The sequence below is a fragment of the Streptomyces hokutonensis genome, from assembly GCF_042751305.1.
In the GTDB taxonomy this organism is placed as follows: domain Bacteria; phylum Actinomycetota; class Actinomycetes; order Streptomycetales; family Streptomycetaceae; genus Streptomyces; species Streptomyces hokutonensis_A.
Genome location: NZ_JBHYWD010000012.1, coordinates 105,342 through 126,331 on the forward strand (window position 1 = coordinate 105,342; position 20,990 = coordinate 126,331).

General features: G+C 70.5%; 17 protein-coding genes. 13 read left to right on the forward strand and 4 right to left on the reverse strand.

What is annotated here, in order from left to right:
* Positions 1-66: 66 nt before the first annotated feature.
* Positions 67-984 (reverse strand): hypothetical protein, encoded by a 918-nt coding sequence (locus ACFXC1_RS29695; protein WP_381248021.1) that lies wholly within the window; start codon positions 982-984, stop codon positions 67-69.
* A gap of 319 nt (positions 985-1,303) precedes the next feature.
* Here ACFXC1_RS29695 and ACFXC1_RS29700 point away from each other — a divergent pair, with 319 nt between their 5' ends.
* Entirely contained in the window at positions 1,304-2,443 is a 1,140-nt protein-coding gene (locus ACFXC1_RS29700; protein WP_381248023.1) for a glycosyltransferase, read from the forward strand.
* Between the two features lie 7 nt (positions 2,444-2,450).
* On the opposite strand, the gene ACFXC1_RS29705 is transcribed toward ACFXC1_RS29700, so the two are convergent.
* The 3 genes from ACFXC1_RS29705 to ACFXC1_RS29715 all read right to left on the reverse strand — a co-directional run bounded on the left by ACFXC1_RS29705 (position 2,451) and on the right by ACFXC1_RS29715 (position 4,220).
* Entirely contained in the window at positions 2,451-2,678 is a 228-nt protein-coding gene (locus ACFXC1_RS29705) for a hypothetical protein (RefSeq protein WP_359612071.1), read from the reverse strand.
* 39 nt (positions 2,679-2,717) lie between these two features.
* Positions 2,718-3,554 carry a hypothetical protein gene (locus ACFXC1_RS29710; RefSeq protein ID WP_381248426.1) on the reverse strand — a complete coding sequence of 279 codons (837 nt, stop codon included), beginning with the start codon at positions 3,552-3,554 and terminating at the stop codon, positions 2,718-2,720.
* 114 nt (positions 3,555-3,668) lie between these two features.
* The gene (locus tag ACFXC1_RS29715; RefSeq protein ID WP_381248026.1) at positions 3,669-4,220 is read right to left on the reverse strand and encodes a cysteine hydrolase family protein; all 552 of its coding nucleotides are present in this window, start codon (positions 4,218-4,220) and stop codon (positions 3,669-3,671) included.
* 161 nt (positions 4,221-4,381) lie between these two features.
* Between ACFXC1_RS29715 and ACFXC1_RS29720 the strand changes: the two genes are divergently transcribed.
* The 12 genes from ACFXC1_RS29720 (at position 4,382) to ACFXC1_RS29775 (ending at position 20,990) form a co-directional block, all read left to right on the forward strand.
* Positions 4,382-4,999 (forward strand): TetR/AcrR family transcriptional regulator, encoded by a 618-nt coding sequence (locus ACFXC1_RS29720; protein ID WP_381248028.1) that lies wholly within the window; start codon positions 4,382-4,384, stop codon positions 4,997-4,999.
* 19 nt (positions 5,000-5,018) lie between these two features.
* Positions 5,019-5,498: a GNAT family N-acetyltransferase gene (locus ACFXC1_RS29725; RefSeq protein WP_381248031.1), complete on the forward strand. Its 480-nt coding sequence runs from the start codon at positions 5,019-5,021 to the stop codon at positions 5,496-5,498.
* A 69-nt stretch (positions 5,499-5,567) separates the two neighbouring features.
* Positions 5,568-6,632 carry a hypothetical protein gene (locus ACFXC1_RS29730; protein WP_381248034.1) on the forward strand — a complete coding sequence of 355 codons (1,065 nt, stop codon included), beginning with the start codon at positions 5,568-5,570 and terminating at the stop codon, positions 6,630-6,632.
* 46 nt (positions 6,633-6,678) lie between these two features.
* Positions 6,679-7,458, forward strand: a complete 780-nt coding sequence (locus ACFXC1_RS29735) for a TIGR03936 family radical SAM-associated protein (RefSeq protein WP_019065549.1) — start codon at positions 6,679-6,681, stop codon at positions 7,456-7,458.
* A 263-nt stretch (positions 7,459-7,721) separates the two neighbouring features.
* Positions 7,722-11,825 carry an Rne/Rng family ribonuclease gene (locus ACFXC1_RS29740; protein ID WP_381248037.1) on the forward strand — a complete coding sequence of 1,368 codons (4,104 nt, stop codon included), beginning with the start codon at positions 7,722-7,724 and terminating at the stop codon, positions 11,823-11,825.
* A 229-nt stretch (positions 11,826-12,054) separates the two neighbouring features.
* Positions 12,055-12,375: a 50S ribosomal protein L21 gene (rplU, locus tag ACFXC1_RS29745; protein ID WP_007381993.1), complete on the forward strand. Its 321-nt coding sequence runs from the start codon at positions 12,055-12,057 to the stop codon at positions 12,373-12,375.
* A gap of 14 nt (positions 12,376-12,389) precedes the next feature.
* Positions 12,390-12,644, forward strand: coding sequence for a 50S ribosomal protein L27 (rpmA, locus tag ACFXC1_RS29750; RefSeq protein ID WP_019063244.1), 255 nt, complete (start codon positions 12,390-12,392; stop codon positions 12,642-12,644).
* A gap of 104 nt (positions 12,645-12,748) precedes the next feature.
* On the forward strand, positions 12,749-14,185 hold the full coding sequence (gene obgE / locus ACFXC1_RS29755) for a GTPase ObgE (protein ID WP_381248040.1): 1,437 nt from the start codon (positions 12,749-12,751) through the stop codon (positions 14,183-14,185).
* Between the two features lie 211 nt (positions 14,186-14,396).
* On the forward strand, positions 14,397-15,947 hold the full coding sequence (locus ACFXC1_RS29760) for an alkaline phosphatase D family protein (protein WP_381248043.1): 1,551 nt from the start codon (positions 14,397-14,399) through the stop codon (positions 15,945-15,947).
* 97 nt (positions 15,948-16,044) lie between these two features.
* Positions 16,045-17,208, forward strand: coding sequence for a hypothetical protein (locus tag ACFXC1_RS29765; protein ID WP_381248046.1), 1,164 nt, complete (start codon positions 16,045-16,047; stop codon positions 17,206-17,208).
* 150 nt (positions 17,209-17,358) lie between these two features.
* Complete coding sequence (locus ACFXC1_RS29770; protein WP_381248049.1) at positions 17,359-18,852, forward strand: D-ribitol-5-phosphate cytidylyltransferase; 1,494 nt, start codon at positions 17,359-17,361, stop codon at positions 18,850-18,852.
* A gap of 59 nt (positions 18,853-18,911) precedes the next feature.
* The gene (locus tag ACFXC1_RS29775; RefSeq protein WP_381248052.1) at positions 18,912-20,990 is read left to right on the forward strand and encodes a hypothetical protein; all 2,079 of its coding nucleotides are present in this window, start codon (positions 18,912-18,914) and stop codon (positions 20,988-20,990) included.

The window sequence follows — 20,990 nt, forward strand, 5'->3', positions numbered from 1 at the left end:
GGAGGTCTGTCGGCTGACCTCCGGGCACCCCTTTTCCGCGTGTTGTCCTCGTGTGGTGCGGGGTTGTCACACCCCGCCGTTGGTGACCGTTGGCGACGGCTGGAGTGTCACCTTGGTCCAGGGGTTGGGGGTGTTCCCGGTGTTGCAGTTCAGCGTGGCGGGGTTGGTGCTGTTGACCTCGACGCAGGTGGTCTCCCAGACCTGGCCCGTGGTCGTCATGACGTCGATCTTGATGGGCTCCCCCGCGTTGGCGCTGTGCCCGTTGATGGCGACTCCGCACGGGGTGCCGGCCGCGTCGCCCGCCGGGTAGTTGGCGTGGGTGCTGAGGTCGGTCCAGAGGAAGTTGCGGGGGTTGGTGCCCCGGAGGTCGTGGATACCCGCGTAGGTCTTTCCACCGGTCAGCGCGGCTCGCAGCTCGAAGTTGTTCGAGTCCTGCTGGGCGTCGATGTCGGAGCAGGGAGCGGCGGTGCCTGTTGCCCCGGTGGCACCGGTCGCGCCCGTGACTCCCATGGGTCCGGTCGGGCCCGTGGGGCCCGTGGGGCCCTGCGTGCCTGTTGCTCCGGTGGCTCCGGTCGCACCGGGTGTGCCCCCGGAGGGGCCCGTGGGGCCGGTGGGGCCGGTGACACCGGGTGTGCCAGGCGTGCCGGTTCCGGTCGCTCCCGTGGCACCCGTCGGTCCCGTGGGTCCGGTCGGGCCGGTGGCTCCCGTGGTGCCCTTCGGGCCGGTGGGCCCGGTCGGTCCCTTGCAGTCGCCCTTGCCCCCGCCCTCGGTCACGCGTGACTTGTGGTGGTGGTTCGGTTTGCAGTGATCGCCGCCGTTACCGGCGGCCGCTCTCGTCTGGTCGGTCATGCCGCGAGCGGCCGCGGCGGCCGGATCGACGACTCCGGCCGCCAGAACCAGCGACAGCGAGGCGACCATGCCCGCCTTCTTGAACCGGTCCCGGGCCAGCGGTCCCAGTGGCGCTGTCCGGAACTCGGAACTCATCCTCATCTTCATCTTCGTGCTCCCTTTTCGACCGGTTCGGGTGATGCCCCGAATCCGAGTGCGAGTGCGAGCTTGACCCGGGCCAACCGCGGGGACCCCCGTAGCCGTTCGGAACGCGCCCATTTGTCGTCGTATCGGACTAATCGATGCGTTCTGATGGGGCATTTTTTACCTGTGATCAGCCGTCCGGGCTAAGCCGCCGCTGTTCGGGGGCTCTCGGGCGCGGTCCTCCGCGTGGATGGACGGCTGAGGAGCGGCTGCGTGTCACTGTGGCGCGCGTGTTTCCGACGGGACGTCAGAGTCCGGGACGGGTGAGGCCGTGAAGCAGCAGCAGACTCTCTGCCTGTGCATGATCGTCAAGAACGAGTCGCTCGTGATCGAGCGCTGTCTGGAGGCCGTGCGCCCGCTCATCGACTACTGGGTGATCTCCGACACCGGTTCCACGGACGGCACGCAGGACCTGATCCGCAAGGTGCTGGACGGTGTCCCGGGCGAACTCCACGAGGAATCCTGGGTCGACTTCGGGCACAACCGCACCCGGAACATCCAGCTCGCCCACGGCAGGGCCGACTACCTGCTCACCCTCGACGCCGACCACGTCCTGCGGCAGGACGCCCCGCTGCCGCGGCTGACGGCCGGGTCGTACATGCTGCGCTACGACGGCCCCGGCACCCAGCACCGGTTCAAGCATCTGATGCGGGGCGACTGGCTGTGGCGCTACGAGGGTGTCACGCACGAGTACCCGTGCACCGACGAGCCCGACACCCAGGAGAACCTGGGCGCCCTCGTCATCGAGGACCAGGCCGACGGCGGTTGCCGCGGCGACAAGTTCGAGCGGGACGCCCGCCTGCTCCGGCGCGAACTGGACCGCGACCCCGACAACCCGCGCACCGTCTTCTACCTCGCCAACACCGAACGCGACCTCGGGCACGCGGAGGAGGCGATCGCCCTCTACGAGCGTCGCGCCCGGATGGGCGGCTGGGGCGAGGAGGTCTACTGCTCGCTCCTGGAAGCCGGCGTCCTGCGGGCGGAGCGGACCGACGACTGGCCGGGCGCGATGGACGCGTTCTCCCGGGCGTGGGACGGACGCCCCCAACGGCTGGAAGCCTGCTACGAGTTGGCGTCCCGTCTGCGCCTCGCCGGCCGCTACCGCACCGCGTACGCCCTGCTCGCCGACGCGGTCGGCAGACCGGAACCCGACGACCTGCTCTTCACCAGACCCTGGGTGTACCGGTGGGGGCTCCTCTTCGAGTTCTCGATCACCGCCTACTGGGTGGGCGAGTTCGCGGCCTCCGTCGAGGCGTGCGACAGACTCCTGGCCCTGCCGGACCTGCCCACCACCGTCCGCCAACAGACCCTGGCCAACCGGGAGTTCTCCGCCCCGCACCTCACCACGATCCCCGCACGCAGACCGAAGGTCTCCCGGGCGGGCAAGGCGGCCAGGGGCAGGAAGAGGTAGGCGCTCGTTACTTGTCGGCCCGGTAGAGCTTGATGTCCCTGTTCACGAACAAGTGGACGTACCCGCACCGCCAGCAGATCAGGCCGGTGGCGTTCTCGTCGGCCCAGCCCAGCTTCATGAACTCCATGCCGGTGCTGTTGAGCAGGACGCCCCGCTCGCGGAACAGATCCCCTTGGCAGACCTGGCAGTTGAGCCAGATGCCGTCACCCAGCGCGGCGCGTACCGGTTTCGCCATCGCGTGAACTCCCCCGTTCTTGGCGTGTGTTGACCAAGATTACGGGGTGGGCGCGGTCGCGGTCGCGGAAGCCGACTGCGGCGGGTAGCTCGGGTGCAGGGACGCGGAGAGCGGGGCCAGTGTCGCGCACAGTGCCGTGGGGAACTTGGGCTCCGCGCGTTGTACCGCCTCGCAGCCGCCGGTCGAGCTCGCGGTGATCGTCTTCCAGCCTGCGGGTTCTGCACGGTAGAACACGCGGTCGCCCAGGCGGGACGTGCAGCCGGACGGGGTCGCGGTCGTGTCGCCGCAGACCGGGCCCGTACGCCAGGAGAAGTCGATGACCAGCCACTTGCCGTCGCAGTGTTCGGCGTCGCGGTAGCTGTGCTCGGGAGCGTCGGCCGCGATCATCGCCTGCTCGTAGGAGGCGGTGGTGCAACCGGTGGCCGGCGGGTTGCAGCCGAGTTCGCCGCACAGGCGCAGTGCGGGCAACTTGGCGCCGTCCGCGGTGAATTGGGTGTCCTGGTCCACGACCAGTTTCTGGTTGCCCAGGGGCTTGGGCAACCGGAGTCGCGTCGAGGCCGTACGTTCCCCGGTGCAGCCGGAGCTCCTGTCCCCCGACGGGGAGGAGTAGGTGATCTGGACCCACAGGATGTTCCGCTCGGAGGCGGTGAGCGCGGCCTTGAGCGCCCGTACGCACGGGTGCTTGCCGTCGGGTACCCGTGCGGTCAAGGTCAACGTGCGCTGGTCCCCGGCGAGTTGGGCCGCGGTGACCGCGGAGGGCTCCATCGTGGTCCAGGGGATCGACGCGGTCGGCGTCGCTCCGCTCGCGTCACCGGCCACCTGCGTCCCGCAGCCGCCGAGAAACAGTACGGTTACGGCGCAGAGGGCGGCGGCCACTGCCGCCCCGAGTGTTCTGTCTGGTCGCACGAGCGCTCAATCCCCCCGGATCGCACCGACGTTGACTCCGCGCATCGGATACCGGCGTCAAGTACGGGGATCAATATAGGGAGTTCAGTGCGCGGCGACCCACTCCGCCACCGTCGTGACGTCGGCCTGCATCGGGAACACCTTCTCCGTGAGGACCTGGTGCACCTCCGGGTCTTTGTCGAGGCAGCCGTCGGACAGGACGGTGAGGGTGAAGTCCAGATCGGACGCCTGGCGGAGCGTCGACAGGACGACACCGCCGGTGGCGATGCCCGTCAGGACCAGGTGGTCGATGTCGTTGGCCCGCAGCACCATGTCGAGGTCGCTGCCGGCGAACGCGCTGACGCGGCGCTTGGTGACGAGGATGTCGCCGGGTTCGGGCGCCACGTCCGGGTGGATCTCGTTGGCCTGGGCGGCGGCCGCCGGCATCTGGACGCCCGCGAGCCTGCCGAACATCTTGTTGCGGGCGCTGACCTCCGGGGCGCCGGGGCGGAAGCCGACGGTCACGTAGATCACGGGGACGCCGTCCGCGCGGGCCGCGTCGATCGCCTTGCGCAGGCGCGGCAGATAGGCCGGGTCGGGGTAGCGGTCGACGACGACGCGCTGGACGTCCATGACGAGGAGGGCTTGCTTGGACACCGTTGTCCTTTCGGACGGGAGGGCAGGACGGGAGGGGGCACACGTGAGAGGGCACACCTCAGGCGGGCGGGCTAAGTCATCACGTGATTACTTGCTTAACGTAACCATGCCCTGTAGTCATGTCAACGAGTGATTACTTGACCTGTCCGAGGAGGCTGCCGGTGGAGACGAGTGAGGCCGACGGACCCCGGCGGCGGGACGCGGCGGCGACCCGGCAGGCCCTCCTGGAGGCCGCGAGCAGCCGGTTCACCCGGCTCGGGTACGACCGCACGACGCTGCGGGACGTGGCCGCCGACGTCGGGGTCAACCTGGCGCTCATCAAGCGGTACTTCGACTCGAAGGAAGGGCTCTTCAAGGCGGCGCTGGCCTCAACTCCCCGATTCCTGGGCCGGGATGAGACCTTCCCGCAGGACCGGGAAGGTCTCGCAGAGGCACTCAGTCACCAACTCTCCGCCGGCGCCTGGCCGGAGTTCGGCGAGCACCCCGTGCTGATGCTGCTGCGCGGCTCCGGCGACGAGCGCGTGGACGCGCTGCGCCACAAGGCCCTCGACGAGTTCGTCCGCCAGATCCTCGAAGCGTCCGGCGGGGGGCCGGCGGGGGAGGACGACGACGAACGGCTGCTGCGGGCACAGCTCCTGGTCGCGCTGGGCGTGGGCGTCGCCGTCGTACGGTCCGCCGTAGGGCTGCGGCCCCTGCGCGACGCGACCGCCGGTCAACTGGCCGCGCCCCTGCGGCAGATCGTCGACGCGCTGCTGGCGCCCCCTGCCGACGACCGCTGAACTGCCGCACAATGCACGGGTGGACGACTTCATGATCCGCCCCGCCGAACCCGCCCAGCTGGGCGCCGTCGCGGAGCTGCGGTGGCAGTGGATTCTGGAGGGCGGCGACCAACCCGTCACCACCCGCGGGGAGTTCGTACGGCACTTCGTCGACTGGGCGGCGGAGCACGCCGGTTCGCACCGCTGCATGGTCGTCGTACGGGACGGCGCGGTCATCGGGATGGCCTGGCTGGCCGTGGTCCAGCGGGTGCCGACTCCGAGCGCCCTGCGCCGGGCCTCCGGTGATCTGCAGTGCGTGTACGTGATCCCCGGCGAGCGGGACAGCGGGGTCGGCGGGCGGCTCGTGGAGGCGGTGCTGAGCCGCGCGCGGGAACTCGGCCTCGAACGTGTCACCGTCCACTCCTCGCCCCGGGCGATCCCCGCGTACGCCCGCCGCGGCTTCGCCTCCTCGCCCCGGCTGCTGCACACCCACGTCTCCCGCGCGGACTCGTACCCGTGACCCATGAGGAGGGCGTCGTACCGCATCCGTACAGGGTGTTGAGGCGTCCTGACTGATATGGACGCCCCTGTGAAGTTCGAGAAACCCTCCGCGCAGTCCGCGCCGCAGTCGCCCGAGGGGTGTCTCGTCGTCGCGATCCGGGTTCCCGTGCGGATCGTCGTGCTCGTGCTGGTCGTGCCGGTGCGGGTGGTGTGGGACGCGCTGGTGGTCGGCGGGCGGTTCCTGTGGCGGACCGTGCTGCGACCGGTGGGGCGCGCGTTGTTCGTGTGGCCGGTGGTGGCGCTGTGGCGGTATGCCGTCGTGCCCGGCGCCAAGGCGGTCGGCCGGCTCGTGAAGGTGCTCGTCCTCGTGCCCCTGGTCTGGCTGTACCGGCACGTGCTGACCCCGCTCGGGCACGCCCTCGCCTGGACGGCGCGCGGGATCGGGAGCGGGCTGGCGTGGGTCTACGCGCGCGTGCTCACTCCCGTCGGGCACGCGTGCGTGTGGGTCGCCGACGGGGTGACGGCCGTCGTGGCCCGGCTCGGGCGGTATCTGCTCGTCGTACCCGCCGGGTGGCTGTACGCCTGGGTGCTCGCCCCGGTCGGGCGCGCGCTCGCCTGGTGCGGGCGGGGGCTGCTGTGGGTGGCGAGGGCTGTCGGTACGGGTGTCGGTGTCGTCCTGTACTGGACGGCCCGGATTCTGCTCGTGCTGCCGGCGATCGCGCTCTGGCGCTGGGTCCTGACACCGGTCGGGCGGGTCCTCGCCGTCGTGGGACGGGAGGTGTGGGACGCCCTCGGGCACGCCTGGCGGATCGCCGGGCACATCTCGCTCGCCGTGGGGCGGGCACTGGCGACCCTCTTCCGGTGGATCTTCGTGGCGCCGGTCAGCTGGGTCTACCGGACCGTCCTCACCCCGGTCGGACACGTCGTACGGGACGTGGTGCTGCGGCCCGCCGCCGAGGCCGCGCGCGCCGTGGGCCGGGTCACCCGGCAGGCGCTGGCCGCCGCGCGCGAGTCCGCCCGGCAGGCGCGCGCCGACTTCCGGCGGATGGTCTTCGGCGAGCCGCGGCAGCCGCAGCCGGTGGAGCGACGGGAACCGATGGGCGACGACACACGTACTCTTGGTAGAAGTACGACCGTTCTCACGAAGGACTAGGACACTGGGCAAGCGACAGCCCGAAGGCCCGCCGCCCGCACCCGCGGTGCAGCGCATCCGACTGCGCTACACCAAGCGCGGCCGCCTCCGGTTCACCAGCCACCGAGACTTCCAGCGCGCCTTCGAGCGTGCGCTGCGCCGCGCCGAGGTGCCGATGGCGTACTCGGCCGGGTTCACCCCGCACCCGAAGGTGTCGTACGCCAATGCCGCACCCACCGGCACGGGCAGTGAGGCGGAATACCTGGAGATCGCGCTCACCGCCGAGCGCGACCCCGACAAGCTGCGCGAGCTGCTCGACGAGTCGATGCCCGTCGGGCTCGACATCGTCGACGCGGTCGAGGCCCGGACCTCCGGGCTCGCCGACCGGCTCACGGCTTCCGTGTGGGAGCTGCGGCTCGACGGGGTGGCTCCCGAGGACGCCGAGCGCGCGGTGGCGGCGTTCAACGCGGCCGAGAGCGTCGAGGTCCAGCGCATGGCCAAGAACGGCCTGCGCACCTTCGACGCCCGTTCTGCCGTAGCGAGCCTCGAAGCCTCTTCTGAGACGATCGGTCCACAGGCTGATAGGCCTACCGACCAGGCCTGTGCGATACTGCGGCTGGTTGTTCGGCACGTGACGCCTGCCGTTCGACCCGACGACGTCCTGTCCGGTCTTCGCGCCGTGGCCGACCTGGCGCCGCCGGTCGCCGTAGCGGTGACCAGGCTGGCGCAGGGGCTGTTCGATGAAGAGACCGGCACGGTGACCGACCCGCTCGCGCCCGACCGCGAGGCAGCAGTGACCGGGAATCCCACGGTCGCCGAAGCTGCCGCCGCGAAGGCGCCGGCGTAGGGAAGGTTCCGCGTAGGGACGGACGTCGTAGCGCCGCCCTCGGACTCGGGAGCCACCTGGGTCGGGCAGCGCACCGACCACAAGACTTTCGCCAGGCCGTCCGCAACTGGGCGTACGGAACCGGCGAGACAGGACACAGAGAGCTCCCGTGCGGCGCCCGCGCCCCGGACGGCGGCACCGCGCAACGCGCGAGCCGCGGACGTCACCGGCATCCATGCCGGACCAGGCGCGGCGCCCGGGAGCCTGACGGGAGAAACGCCCGCATGCTCGAACCGACCGAACCCACCGAGGGTTCCGAACTCAACACCCCAAGCGACACGCTGCCGCCGCGCCGCAGGCGCCGCGCCGCGTCTCGCCCGGCGGGACCGCCGACCGCCCCCGAGGGCGCGGTCGAAAGCACCACTCCGGCCATACCGGCCGAGGTGAGCGACGAGAAGAGCGAAACCGACGAGAGCGTCGTCGGGGTCACCGAGGTGACCCCCGAGGCGCCCGTCGTCGTAGCAGAGTCCGTAGAAGCCGCAGAAGAGGCTGCGCCCGCTGGGCGTACGCGTCGTCGTGCGACTCGGCGGGTGTCCGCGCCCGCCGGTGCGCCCGAGGCGAGTGCGGTGGCCGAGGCGGCCGAGATCGTGGTGCCGGCTGTTGCCGCTGCCGCGCCTGAGACCGCTGTGGCGGAAGAGGCCGCGGCCGTCGTGTCCGGCGAGGACGCGGCTCCGCGCCGCACTCGCCGCCGTGCCACCCGCACGGTGACCGCGCCCGAGGCCGTCGTCGCCGGGACCGTTGCCCCCGAGGCCGTGGTGGAGCAGGCGGAGGAGCCTGCCGCGTCGGCCGTCGTGGAGGAAGCCGCAGCTGTCGAAGCTCCGGTGGAAGAGGCTGCGCCCGCCGGGCGTACGCGCCGTCGTGCGACCCGGCGCGCCTCCGCGCCCGCCGGTGCGCCCCAGGCCGCCGAGGCCGTCGAGAACACCGAAGTGGCTGAAGCCGCCGAAGAGACTGAAGCGAGCGCAGCGCCTGCTGCCGCCGCCGTAACCGAAGTGACCGAAGGTGCCGCGCCCGCTGCGTCCGACGAGGATGCCGCGCCGCGCAGGAGCCGTCGTCGCGCCACGCGCCGTGTGTCCGCGCCTGCCGGGACGCCCGTGGGCGAGGAGGCCCCTGTGAACGACGAGACCACCGCGGACGCCGCGGAGCAGAACACCACCGCCGACGCTCCCGCCGAGGACTCCGGGCCGCGTCGTCGGCGCCGGGTCACGCGGACCGCGGCCGGCGGGTTCTCCGCGCCCGCGCCCAAGAACGGCAAGGCCGCCGAGGAGGACGAGGGGCCGCGCCGGCCCGCGCGTCCCGCCGTGGCCGTGTTCCGCGCGCCCGTCTTCACCGAGCCGATGTTCCAGACGCCGGAGCGGGCCGCCGCCGCTGCCGCCGAGGCCGTGGAGGACGACGACGAGGAAGAGGTCGTCGTCGCCGAGCCCGTCGCCGTGGAAGTGGTCGAGGAAGAGACCGGCGGGCGTCGTCGGCGCCGTCGCCGGGGTGCCGCCTTCGAGGCCGAGCCCGTCGCCGCGGCCGTCGTCGAGACCGCCGTGGTCGAGGAGGAGCCGGAGGAGGCCGACGAGGCCGCCGAGGACTCCGCCGACGGTGACGACACCGAGGAGACCGGTTCGCGCCGCCGCCGTCGCCGTGGCGGCCGGCGTCGTCGCCGCGGCGAGTCCGCCACCGGTGAGGACGAGGCCGAGGACGGCGAGGAGTACGCCGCCGAGCAGGCAGCCGAGGACGCCGAGGACACCGCTGAGCAGGTCGAGGAGGACGCCGAGGAGGCGGACGACGACCAGGGCGGCTCCGGATCGAGCAGCAGCCGTCGCCGGCGCCGTCGGCGTCGTCGCGCCGGTGACTCGGGCGGCGAGAGCGAGTCGGTCTCGTCCTCGGACGACCCTGAGCGCACCGTCGTCAAGGTCCGCGAGCCGCGCGCCAAGAAGGACGACCACCCCAGCGACGAGGTGCAGTCCATCAAGGGCTCGACGCGGCTGGAAGCCAAGAAGCAGCGTCGGCGCGAAGGGCGTGAGCAGGGACGCCGGCGCGTCCCGATCATCACCGAGGCCGAGTTCCTGGCCCGCCGCGAGGCCGTCGAGCGTGTGATGGTCGTCCGGCAGACCGGTGAGCGCACGCAGATCGGCGTCCTGGAGGACGGCGTGCTCGTCGAGCACTACGTCAACAAGGAGCAGTCGACGTCGTACGTCGGCAACGTCTACCTGGGCAAGGTCCAGAACGTACTGCCCTCCATGGAGGCCGCGTTCATCGACATCGGCAAGGGGCGCAACGCCGTCCTGTACGCCGGTGAGGTCAACTTCGAGGCGCTCGGCATGGCCAACGGGCCGCGCCGCATCGAGTCCGCCCTGAAGTCCGGCCAGTCGGTCCTCGTGCAGGTCACCAAGGACCCGATCGGGCACAAGGGCGCCCGCCTGACCAGCCAGGTCTCCCTGCCCGGGCGCTACCTCGTGTACGTCCCCGAGGGCTCGATGACCGGCATCAGCCGCAAGCTGCCCGACACCGAGCGCGCCCGGCTGAAGACCATCCTCAAGAAGATCGTCCCCGAGGACGCGGGCGTCATCGTGCGCACCGCCGCCGAGGGCGCGAGCGAGGACGAGCTGCGCCGTGACGTCGAGCGCCTCCAGGCGCAGTGGGAGGACATCCAGAAGAAGGCGAAGGGCGGCGGCGGTTCGAACGCCCCGTCGCTGCTGTACGGCGAGCCGGACATGACCGTCCGCGTCGTGCGCGACATCTTCAACGAGGACTTCACCAAGGTCATCGTCAGCGGTGACGAGGCGTGGGACACCATCCACGGCTATGTCTCGCACGTCGCCCCCGACCTCGCCGACCGGCTGTCCAAGTGGACCTCCGAGGTCGACGTCTTCGCGACGTACCGCATCGACGAGCAGCTGATGAAGGCGCTGGACCGCAAGGTCTGGCTGCCCAGCGGCGGTTCGCTGGTCATCGACAAGACCGAAGCGATGATCGTGATCGACGTCAACACCGGCAAGTTCACCGGTCAGGGCGGCAACCTCGAAGAGACCGTGACCAGGAACAACCTGGAGGCGGCCGAGGAGATCGTGCGCCAGCTGCGGCTGCGCGACCTGGGCGGCATCGTCGTCATCGACTTCATCGACATGGTCCTGGAGTCCAACCGGGACCTCGTCCTGCGGCGGCTCCTGGAGTGCCTGGGCCGCGACCGTACGAAGCACCAGGTCGCCGAGGTCACCTCGCTGGGCCTCGTGCAGATGACCCGCAAGCGCGTCGGACAGGGCCTGTTGGAGTCCTTCTCCGAGACCTGCGTCCACTGCAACGGCCGCGGTGTCATCGTGCACATGGAGCAGCCGACCTCGGTCGGTGGCGGCGGCAAGCGCAAGCGGCGCGGGCGTGGTGGCGACGGGCAGGACGCCCACGACACGCACGACGGCCACGACACGCACGAGCACGACCACGAGCACGACGACGAGGTCGAGACCGAGGCGGAGGTGGCGGCCGAGGTCGCCATGCCGGTGCCGTTCGCGGAGACCGAGTTCCGGCCCGACGAGGACCTGTACAGCAGCGCCGCCGAGGCGGAGGCCGCGGCCACCCGTGGCGGTCGTTCGCGGCGCCGGACGAGCCGGCGGGCGTCGGCTCCGGCCGGTGCGCCGAGGGCGGAGTCGCGGGAGTCCCGTGACTCGCGGCAGCCGCGCGAGGTGCGCGAGGAGGCCGAGCCGGCCGTCGTCGCGCAGGCCGAGCCGGTCGCCGTGGAGGACCCGGTGGTCGAGGCTCCGGTCGTTGCCGAAGCCCCTGTCGCCGAGGCCGCCGAGGTTGTCGACGACGCCGCGCCCAAGGGGCGTACGCGCCGTCGTGCGACCCGTAAGGCGACCGCGCCCGCCGGTTCCCCGGCGGGGTCCGAGGAGGCCGCCGTGGTGACGGTCACCGAGGCCGCCGCACCGGTCGTGGTCGAGACGCCCGCCCCGGCCGTCCAGGCCGAGCAGCCCGAGGCGCCCGCCGAGAGCGCGGCTCCGGCCCGCCCGAGGCGTCGTGCCGTGCGCAAGGCGACCGCGCCCACCGCGTCGGAGGAGGCGGCCGTCGTGGTCGTACCGTCGACCGTGGCGGAGGCAGCCCCGGCTGTCGCGGAAGCCGAGGCCGATGTCGAGGCTCCGGCCAAGAAGACGGCCGCTCGCAAGGCCGCCAAGAAGGCCCCGGCGAAGAAGGCGGTCGCCAAGAAGGCGGCGGCCACCAAGACCGCGGCCAAGAAGACGGCCGCGAAGAAGACGACGGCCAAGAAGGCCGCCAAGACCACGTCGAAGAAGACCGCGGCGGCGGAGCAGACGAGCCCGTCCTCCGTCACCGCCTCCACCGACGAGGGCTGAACCCACGGAGAGTGCGGCCGGTCCGTGTGACCGGTCGCACTCCCCACGGGCCCGGTTTGACCCGTTCGGCCGCGGCCCCGTAACCTTGACTGTCGGCGTGTCCACTGGTGACACGCCACATCCCCGTAAACCTCTTCCTCCCGGGTGTGTTCCACCGGGAGAGGCCGTCTGCTCTGCAGGGCGGCTGGACTGCGGGGGTGCCGTTCCCGAGCGAGAGAGTGAGATCCGCGTGTACGCCATCGTGCGCAGCGGTGGTCGCCAGCACAAGGTTGCTGTCGGCGACATCGTTGAGGTTGACAAGATTTCCACTGCCAAGGTTGGCGACACGGTCGAGCTCTCGACCCTGCTCGTTGTCGACGGCGACGCTGTGACCAGCGACCCGTGGGTCCTGGCCGGCATCAAGGTCCAGGCCGAGGTCGTGGACCACCACAAGGGCGTCAAGATCGACATCCTTCGCTACAAGAACAAGACCGGTTACCGCCGTCGTCAGGGCCACCGCCAGCAGTACACGGCGATCAAGGTCACTGAGATCCCCGCGGCTGCGAAGTAAGGGACTGAGGAGAGATGGCACACAAGAAGGGCGCATCGTCCACCCGGAACGGTCGCGACTCCAATGCCCAGCGGCTCGGCGTGAAGCGCTTCGGCGGTCAGGTCGTCAACGCGGGTGAGATCCTGGTCCGCCAGCGCGGCACCCACTTCCACCCCGGTTCGGGCGTCGGCCGTGGCGGCGACGACACGCTGTTCGCGCTGAACGCCGGTGCGGTGGAGTTCGGTACCCACCGTGGCCGCAAGGTCGTGAACATCGTTCCGGTCGCCTGATCGGAAGCTTTCGCGAGGCGGACCTCACTTCCCCTGGTGGGAAGCGGGTCCGCCTTTCGCGTGTTAGTACAAAGACACCCCGTAAGTAACTGGAGGCACATCCCATGACCACCTTCGTGGACCGCGTCGAGCTGCATGTCGCCGCGGGTAACGGAGGCCACGGCTGTGCCTCCGTCCACCGTGAGAAGTTCAAGCCGCTCGGCGGCCCGGACGGCGGCAACGGCGGGAGGGGCGGTGACGTCATCCTCATCGTCGACCAGTCCGTGACCACGCTGCTCGACTACCACCACTCCCCGCACCGCAAGGCCACCAACGGCAAGCCCGGCGAGGGCGGCAACCGCTCCGGCAAGGACGGGACGGACCTGGTCCTGCCGGTGCCGGACGGCACGGTCGTCCTCGACGGCGCGGGCAACGTCCTCGCCGACCTGGTCGGCCACGGCACCTCCTACGTCGCCGCGCAGGGCGGCCGGGGCGGCCTCGGCAACGCGGCCCTCGCGAGCGCCCGCCGCAAGGCCCCCGGTTTCGCGCTGCTCGGCGTCCCCGGTGACCTCCAGGACATCGTCCTGGAGCTGAAGACGGTCGCCGACGTCGCTCTCGTGGGCTACCCGAGCGCCGGCAAGTCCTCGCTGATCTCGGTGCTGAGCGCGGCCAAGCCGAAGATCGCCGACTACCCCTTCACCACCCTGGTCCCGAACCTCGGTGTGGTGACGGCCGGCGAGACCGTCTACACGATCGCCGACGTCCCCGGACTCATCCCCGGCGCCAGCCAGGGCAAGGGCCTGGGCCTGGAGTTCCTGCGCCACGTCGAGCGGTGCAGCGTTCTCGTGCATGTCCTGGACACCGCGACGCTGGAGTCCGAGCGCGACCCGATCTCCGACCTCGACATGATCGAGGAGGAGCTCAAGGAGTACGGCGGGCTCGGCAACCGGCCGCGCATGGTCGTCCTGAACAAGATCGACGTACCGGACGGCAAGGACCTGGCCGAGATGGTGCGCCCCGACCTGGAGGCACGCGGCTACCGCGTCTTCGAGGTGTCGGCCGTCGCCCACACCGGACTGCGTGAACTGTCCTTCGCCATCGCGGAGTTCGTCGCCGCGTCGCGCGCCGCGAAGCCGAAGGAGGAGGCGACCCGGATCGTCATCCGCCCGAAGGCGGTCGACGACAGCGGCTTCACCGTCGTACTGGAGGAGGACGGCCTCTTCCGCGTACGCGGCGAGAAGCCCGAACGCTGGGTCCGCCAGACCGACTTCAACAACGACGAGGCCGTCGGCTATCTCGCCGACCGGCTCAACCGCCTCGGTGTGGAGGCGGAGTTGATGAAGGCGGGCGCCCGCTCCGGCGACGGCGTCGCGATCGGCCCCGAGGACAACGCGGTCGTCTTCGACTGGGAGCCGACCGTCATGGCCGGTGCCGAGATGCTGGGCCGGCGTGGCGAGGACCACCGGCTCGACGAGCCGCGGCCCGCGACGCAGCGACGTCGCGACAAGCAGGCCGAGCGGGACGAGGCGGCGCAGGAGTTCGAGGAGTTCAAGCCCTTCTGAAGTGGGCCGGCGCGCTGATCGTCCCTTCGGGGTGAAGATCGTTTGACCGGCGTAACCGACCCTGGCTGAGACCCGTTGCTCTCGAAGCAACGGGTCTCTTGCTGTGTGCTCATTTGTCATGGACGCGATACGTACTGTTCAACAGGCGGGACTCCACGCACTGTGAACCTTCCAAGTGACCCAAGAGGCCAACGTCGCAAGGGAGTTCACGATGACCGGAGCCGTATCACCCGATCGACGACGTTTTCTCGCGGCCGGCGCGGCGGTGCTCGGGGCCGCCGCCTCCGCCCAGTTGTGGCTGCCGAACTCCGCCCGGGCGGCGGAAACCCCGCTGCCCGACGGTGTGTTCAGCCTCGGCATCTCCTCCGGCGACCCGCTGCCCGACGGCATCGTGCTGTGGACGCGCCTCGCCCCGGACCCGCTGCACGGCGGCGGTATGCCCGAGCAAGTGGTCCCAGTGGAGTGGGAGATCGCGGAGGACGACCGCTTCAGAAAGCGCGTGCGCCGGGGTGTCGCGCAGGCGCTGCCCGAGTACGGGCACAGCGTTCACGTGGATGTACGGGGACTGCGCCCCGGCCGTGACTACTGGTACCGCTTCCGCGCCGACGGCCAGCTCTCCGCCACCGGCCGCACCCGCACCGCGCCCCACCCGCACAGCTCGGGCGGCCGGCTGCGCGTCGCGCTCGCCTCCTGCCAGAACTGGCAGAACGGCTACTTCACGCCGTACGCCGACATGCTGTCCCAGGACCCCGACTTCGTGCTCTTCGTCGGCGACTACATCTACGAGTCGGCGCCGTCGAACGCGGGGCCGCGCCGGCACGAGGGCACGGGGGAGCCCTACAGCCTGGTGCAGTACCGCAACCGGTACGCGCAGTACCGCAGCGACCCGGATCTGCTGGCGATGCACGCCAACACCCCCTGGGTGGTGACCTTCGACGACCACGAGGTGGACAACGACTGGGCGGGGGAGGTCCCGCAGGACCCCGACAAGCAGTCGCACGACGCGTTCGTGGCGCGGCTGACGGCGGCCTTCCAGGCGTACTACGAGCACATGCCGGTGCGCGCGAGCGCCGTCCCGAACGGGCCGCACATCCAGATGTACCGGCGGTTGGAGTTCGGCCGCCTTATGCGCCTGAACGTGCTGGACACCCGGCAGTTCCGCAGCGACCAGGCCACCACGCAGGCCGGCGCCGAGGACCCGGCGATGACGATGATGGGCGCCGAGCAGAAGCAGTGGCTGCTGCACGGGCTGCGCCACTCGCCCGCGCGCTGGAACGTCGTCGCCTCGCAGATCATGATGGCCGAGACGGACATCCTGCTCGGCGCGGGCAAGCAGTGGTTCTACGACGCCTGGGACGGCTACCAGGTCGAACGCAACGCCCTGCTGGAGGACTTCAGGAGCGTCCGCAACCCCGTGGTGCTCAGCGGCGACCGGCACCTGACGATGATCAGCGACCTCAAGGAGGACTTCGCCGACCCGGACTCCGCCGTCGTCGGCGCCGAGTTCGTCGGGACGTCCATCTCCAGCAACGGCGACCAGGACCAGGCCGCCTTCCACGCCCAGTGGGACCCGCTGATGGCGGACAACCCGCACTGGAAGGTGATCGACGCCCACCGCGGCTACCACCTGTTCGACATCCGGCGGGACGGCATCGACGCGCAGGTGCGGGTCGTGGACACCGTGCTGAAGCCGACGGCCACGCCGAGCACCTACGCCTCGCTCCGCGTGGAGGCGGGCGATCCCGGAGTCCAGGTCGTCTAGAAGTTCGTGAAGCCTGTGTGACCGGAGCCTGGGACTCATCTGTGTCCCAGGCTCCTCTCAGGTCAAACTCAGGAACAACTCTTACCTTCTGTTAACCATGGAGACGGACTGTATTAAGGAAGCGCTGGCCTCCGGGACCCGGCTGCTGCACATCGGCCCGCACAAGACCGGGACCACCGCCATCCAGGGCGCGCTGTTCGCCGCGAAGGACACGATGCCCGAGCACGGCGTCGACTTCCCCGCGCACAGCAGACACCCGATGGAAGCAGCTCTCGCGGCCTGCGCCCGGCCCGCGATGATGGGCGACACCGTGCCCACCGACAAGCACTGGACGCGCCTTCTCGACGCCGTGCGCGCCACCGGCGGGCGCACCTCGGTGATCAGCAGCGAGTTCTTCGCCGACGCGGAGGACGACGAGACGATCGCCCGGATCGTGGAGCAGCTCGGCGGCGAGCGCGTGCACATCCTGATCACCCTGCGCCCGCTGGCGAAGATCATGCCCTCGCAGTGGCAGCAGTACGTGCAGAACGGCCTGCGCATGGGCTACGACAACTGGCTGGAGCACATGCTCCGCAAGGCGCCCTACGAGCAGCCCAACCCCAGTTTCTGGCGCCGGCACCGGCACGACCGGCTGGTGGAGCGCTGGACCCGGGCCGTGGGTCCCGAGCGCGTGACCGTCGTCGTGGTCGACGACAGCGACCGGGACGGGCTGCTGCGCACCTTCGAGGCGCTGCTCGGACTGCCCGCGAATCTCCTGAAGCCGGTTCCGGACGCGGCGAACCGCTCTCTCACCCTCGCCGAGACCGAAATGCTGCGAAGGCTCAATGTGGAATTCCGCGGCAATGGGCTCCCCGACGAGCTGTATTCCAAGCTCGTGCGCAACGGCGCGGTCATGCATATGAAGAATTCGTGCAGCCCGACCCCGCAGGACGTGAAGATCACGACGCCCGCGTGGGCCGTCGAGGCGGCGGGCGCGATCGGCGCCGAGATGGCCGGGACGATCGCCGCCACGGGCGTACGGGTCGTAGGGGACACCGCGCTCCTGTCGGCCGTACCGAAGACCGCCGGGCAGGCTCCCGACGCGCCGCGGATCGCGCCCGAGGTGGCCGCGCAGGCGCTGTACGGGGCGCTCGCGGCGGTGGCCGCCGCGCCGGTCAGGCACACCGCGCCGGCGAAGGCGCGGACCGTTCACCAGACGTCGTCGAAGGAACTCGTACGAGTTCTCGGTCACCGCTGTCTGAAGAAGCTGCGGCGCCGCTGAGGGGTGTCGCCGCGGGGTCGCAAGCAGTGCAAGATGAATGACAGGTGTCGCTCACATATGCGGCGGAGGTCACTCGCCTTGCACTGCGGTTACCGTGAGTGGGACCATTTGCCAGTTCCCCCGTTGTCCCGAGGTAGGTCAAGGTCACCTGTGTCGCACATAGCCAAGCCCCGCACCACCGCAGTGATCCTGGCCGGCGGTACCGGTCAGCGCGTGGGTCTCTCGATCCCCAAGCAGCTGCTGAAGATCGCCGGCAAGGCAGTCATCGAGCACACCCTGACCACTTTCGAGAACGCCGACTCGATCGACGACATCATCGTTCTGATGGCGCCGGGCTATGTCCCCGACGTCGAGAAGATCGTCGCCAAGGCCGGCTTCAAGAAGGTCACCCGGATCATCGAGGGCGGCAACACGCGGAACGAGACCACCGAGCGCGCCATCGAGGCGCTCAGCGAGGGCCTGGCCGAGGGTGAGGACGCCAACGTCCTCTTCCACGACGCCGTGCGCCCCCTGCTCTCGCAGCGCGTGATCGACGACTGCGTGATCGCCCTGGAGCGCTTCCAGGCCGTCGACGTGGCCATCCCCTCCGCGGACACCATCATCGTGACCCGCACGCACGGCGACGACGGCGAGTTCATCACCGAGATCCCCGACCGCTCCCGGCTGCGCCGCGGCCAGACGCCCCAGGCGTTCAAGCTGTCCACGATCCGCCGCGCCTACGAGGTCGCCGCCGGTGACCCCAACTTCCAGGCCACGGACGACTGTTCGGTCGTACTCAAGTACCTGCCGGACGTGCCGATCCACGTCGTCGCGGGCGACGAGTACAACATGAAGGTCACCCAGCCCGTCGACGTCTTCATCGCCGACAAGCTCTTCCAGCTCGCCTCCACGGCCGCCCCCGAGCAGGTCGACGAGGCCGCCTACCGCGAGCTGCTCACCGGCAAGACGCTGGTCGTCTTCGGCGGCTCCTACGGCATCGGCAAGGACATCGCCGAGCTCGCCGAGGGCTACGGCGCCAAGGTCTACGCGCTCGGCCGCTCCACCACCGGCACGCACGTCGAGAACCCGGAGGAGGTCGACGACGCGCTGTCCAAGGCCTACGCCGAGACCGGGCGCATCGACCACGTCATCAACACCGCGGGCGTGCTGCGCATCGGCAAGCTGGCCGAGACGGACAACGCGACCATCGAGGAAGCGCTGAAGGTCAACTACCTGGCGCCGGTGCAGATCGCCCGTTCCGCGTACAAGTACCTCGCCGAGACCAAGGGCCAGCTGCTGCTCTACACCTCCAGCAGCTACACCCGGGGCCGCGCCGAGTACAGCCTGTACTCCTCGACCAAGGCCGCGATGGTCAACCTCACGCAGGCCCTGTCCGACGAGTGGGCCGGCGACGGCATCCGCGTCAACTGCATCAACCCGGAGCGCACCGCCACCCCGATGCGCACCAAGGCCTTCGGCCAGGAGCCCTCGGGCACGCTGCTCTCCTCCGAGGCCGTGGCCCGCACCTCGCTCGACGTGCTGCTGTCCGAGCTGACCGGCCATGTCATCGACGTCCGCCAGCAGGACCCGACGGCCGGCGCGGCCAAGGCCTCCGGCTTCGAGGCCGCCCTCGCCTCGGTGCTGGACGTCCAGGACGGCGTTTAATTAAGCCTGCCTCTGAGATCCCGGTAAATTACTCAAAACCCCTAAGAGCAGGTTTATCAGTGATTTCCACCGCCATCCGCGTTGCCCGGGTGGGCAGCGCGGCCGAGCTCGCCGCGGCCGTCCTCATGATGCTGGGCTTCCCCGCCCTCATGCTGGCCGCACTCGTCCCGAGCGTCCCCGCCTTCGCCGCGGCGGCCGTCGTGACGTACGTCGCCGACCACTATCTGCACCGCCAGGGCAGCTACCTGGTCAACCGCCTCAGCAAGGTCAGGGCGGGCCTGTCCATCCGCTTCCTGATCCGCCAGCTCCTGCTGATCCTCCTGCTGGCCCGCATGGACCTCTCGGACCACCTGATCTTCTACGGCGCGATCGCCTGCTTCATCGCGTTCTACGGCCTCCAGGCCCCGCACGGCGCGGTCGTCACGCTGATCCGCAACCGCCGCCGGATGCCGGTCGCCACCCGCAACGTCGACCTCGGCTCGCGCATCAACATCCCGGACGCCCCGCCGTTCGGCCTGCTGGAGCGCTCCGCCGAGAAGATGCTCCACCTCGACCTGTTCGCCGTCGTGGGCCTGCTGATCTCCGCGCAGCTGGACTCGGCCGCCGCCGCCTTCATCGGCATCGGCGTCACCCTGTTCCTCGGCACCCTCTACGTCCTCGCGCTCGTCCCGTACATACGGGGCACGAAGATCCCGCCGACCGCCGAGGTCGTCCTCGAGGCCGTCGACGACTGGCTGCACGAGTACAGGCCCCAGACCGTGCTCTGCTTCTCCGGCTCCAAGGACTCCGCCTACCAGGTCAACATGTGGCTGGAGACCATGGAGCAGCTGGACACCAAGCCCCTGGTCCTGCTCCGCGAGCGCGTCATACTGCAGAACCTCGCCCCCACCAAGGTCCCCGTCATCTGCGTCCCCGGCGGCGTGCACCTGATGAACATGGACCTCTCCAGCGTGCGCGTCGCGCTGTACGCGGCCAACGTCGGCAAGAACATCCACCTGCTGCGCGTCCCCACCATGAAGCACGTCTTCATCGGCCACGGCGACAGCGACAAGCTGGCCAGCGTCAACCCGTTCAGCAAGGTCTACGACGAGGTGTGGACCGCCGGCCGCGCGGGCCGCGACCGCTACGCCATCGCCGACGTCGGTGTCCGCGACGAGGACATCGTCGAGGTCGGCCGCCCGCAGCTCGCCCCCATCCAGACCTGGCAGGGCGTGCCCGAGGGCCGTATCCCCACCGTGCTGTACGCGCCGACCTGGGAGGGCTGGGACAACGACCCCGGCAACACCTCCCTGCTGCTGGCCGGCGAGAACATCGTGAAGAAGCTGCTCAAGGCCGACCCGCCGGTCCGTGTCCTGTACAAGCCGCACCCCTTCACCGGAACCGTCAGCTCCGCGGCCGGCTCCGCGCACCGCAAGGTCACCGCCCTGGTGGAGAAGGCCGCCGCCCAGCGCGCGACCGACCCGCGCTTCCAGGCCGACGCCGCCGCCCAGAGCAAGGCCAAGGCCGACATGGCCCGCATCGAGGCCCGGATCACCGAACTGTCCGGCGGCCCCGCCGACAAGGGCGACGAGGCCGAACTCACCCGCGACGGCGTGGTCGACCTGGCCAAGTACGAGGAGATCGCCCGGCTGCGCGCCGAGTGGAACGACGCGTACTGGAAGTCCTTCGGCACCTTCGAGCACCGGGTCATCTCCGGCGCCGAACCCCGCCTGTACGACTGCTTCAACGTGTCCGACGCGATGGTCTCCGACATCTCCAGCGTGGTCTCCGACTTCATCGCGAGCGGCAAGCCGTACGCGGTCACGGACTCCGCGCAGCTCGGCGTCGAGGAGTTCAAGCGGCAGAACACCGCGGTGCGCGCCGCCGTGATCCTCTCCAACAAGGCCGCCGAACTGGGCGAACTGCTGGCCGCCGTGCGCGCCCCGGACGCCGACCCGCTGGCCGAGGACCGCAAGGAACTCAAGGAGTACCTGCTCGGCCCGGACGAGCCCACGTCCATCGAGCAGTTCAACACGGCGGTACGGGACCTGGCGCTCAAGTCCGAGGCCCGCAACGTCGGCCAGGAGCGGTCGGCGGCGACGGGTGACGCGGCGAGTCCGACGGAGGCCCACCTGTCGGCCGATCCCACGGTCGGCTGA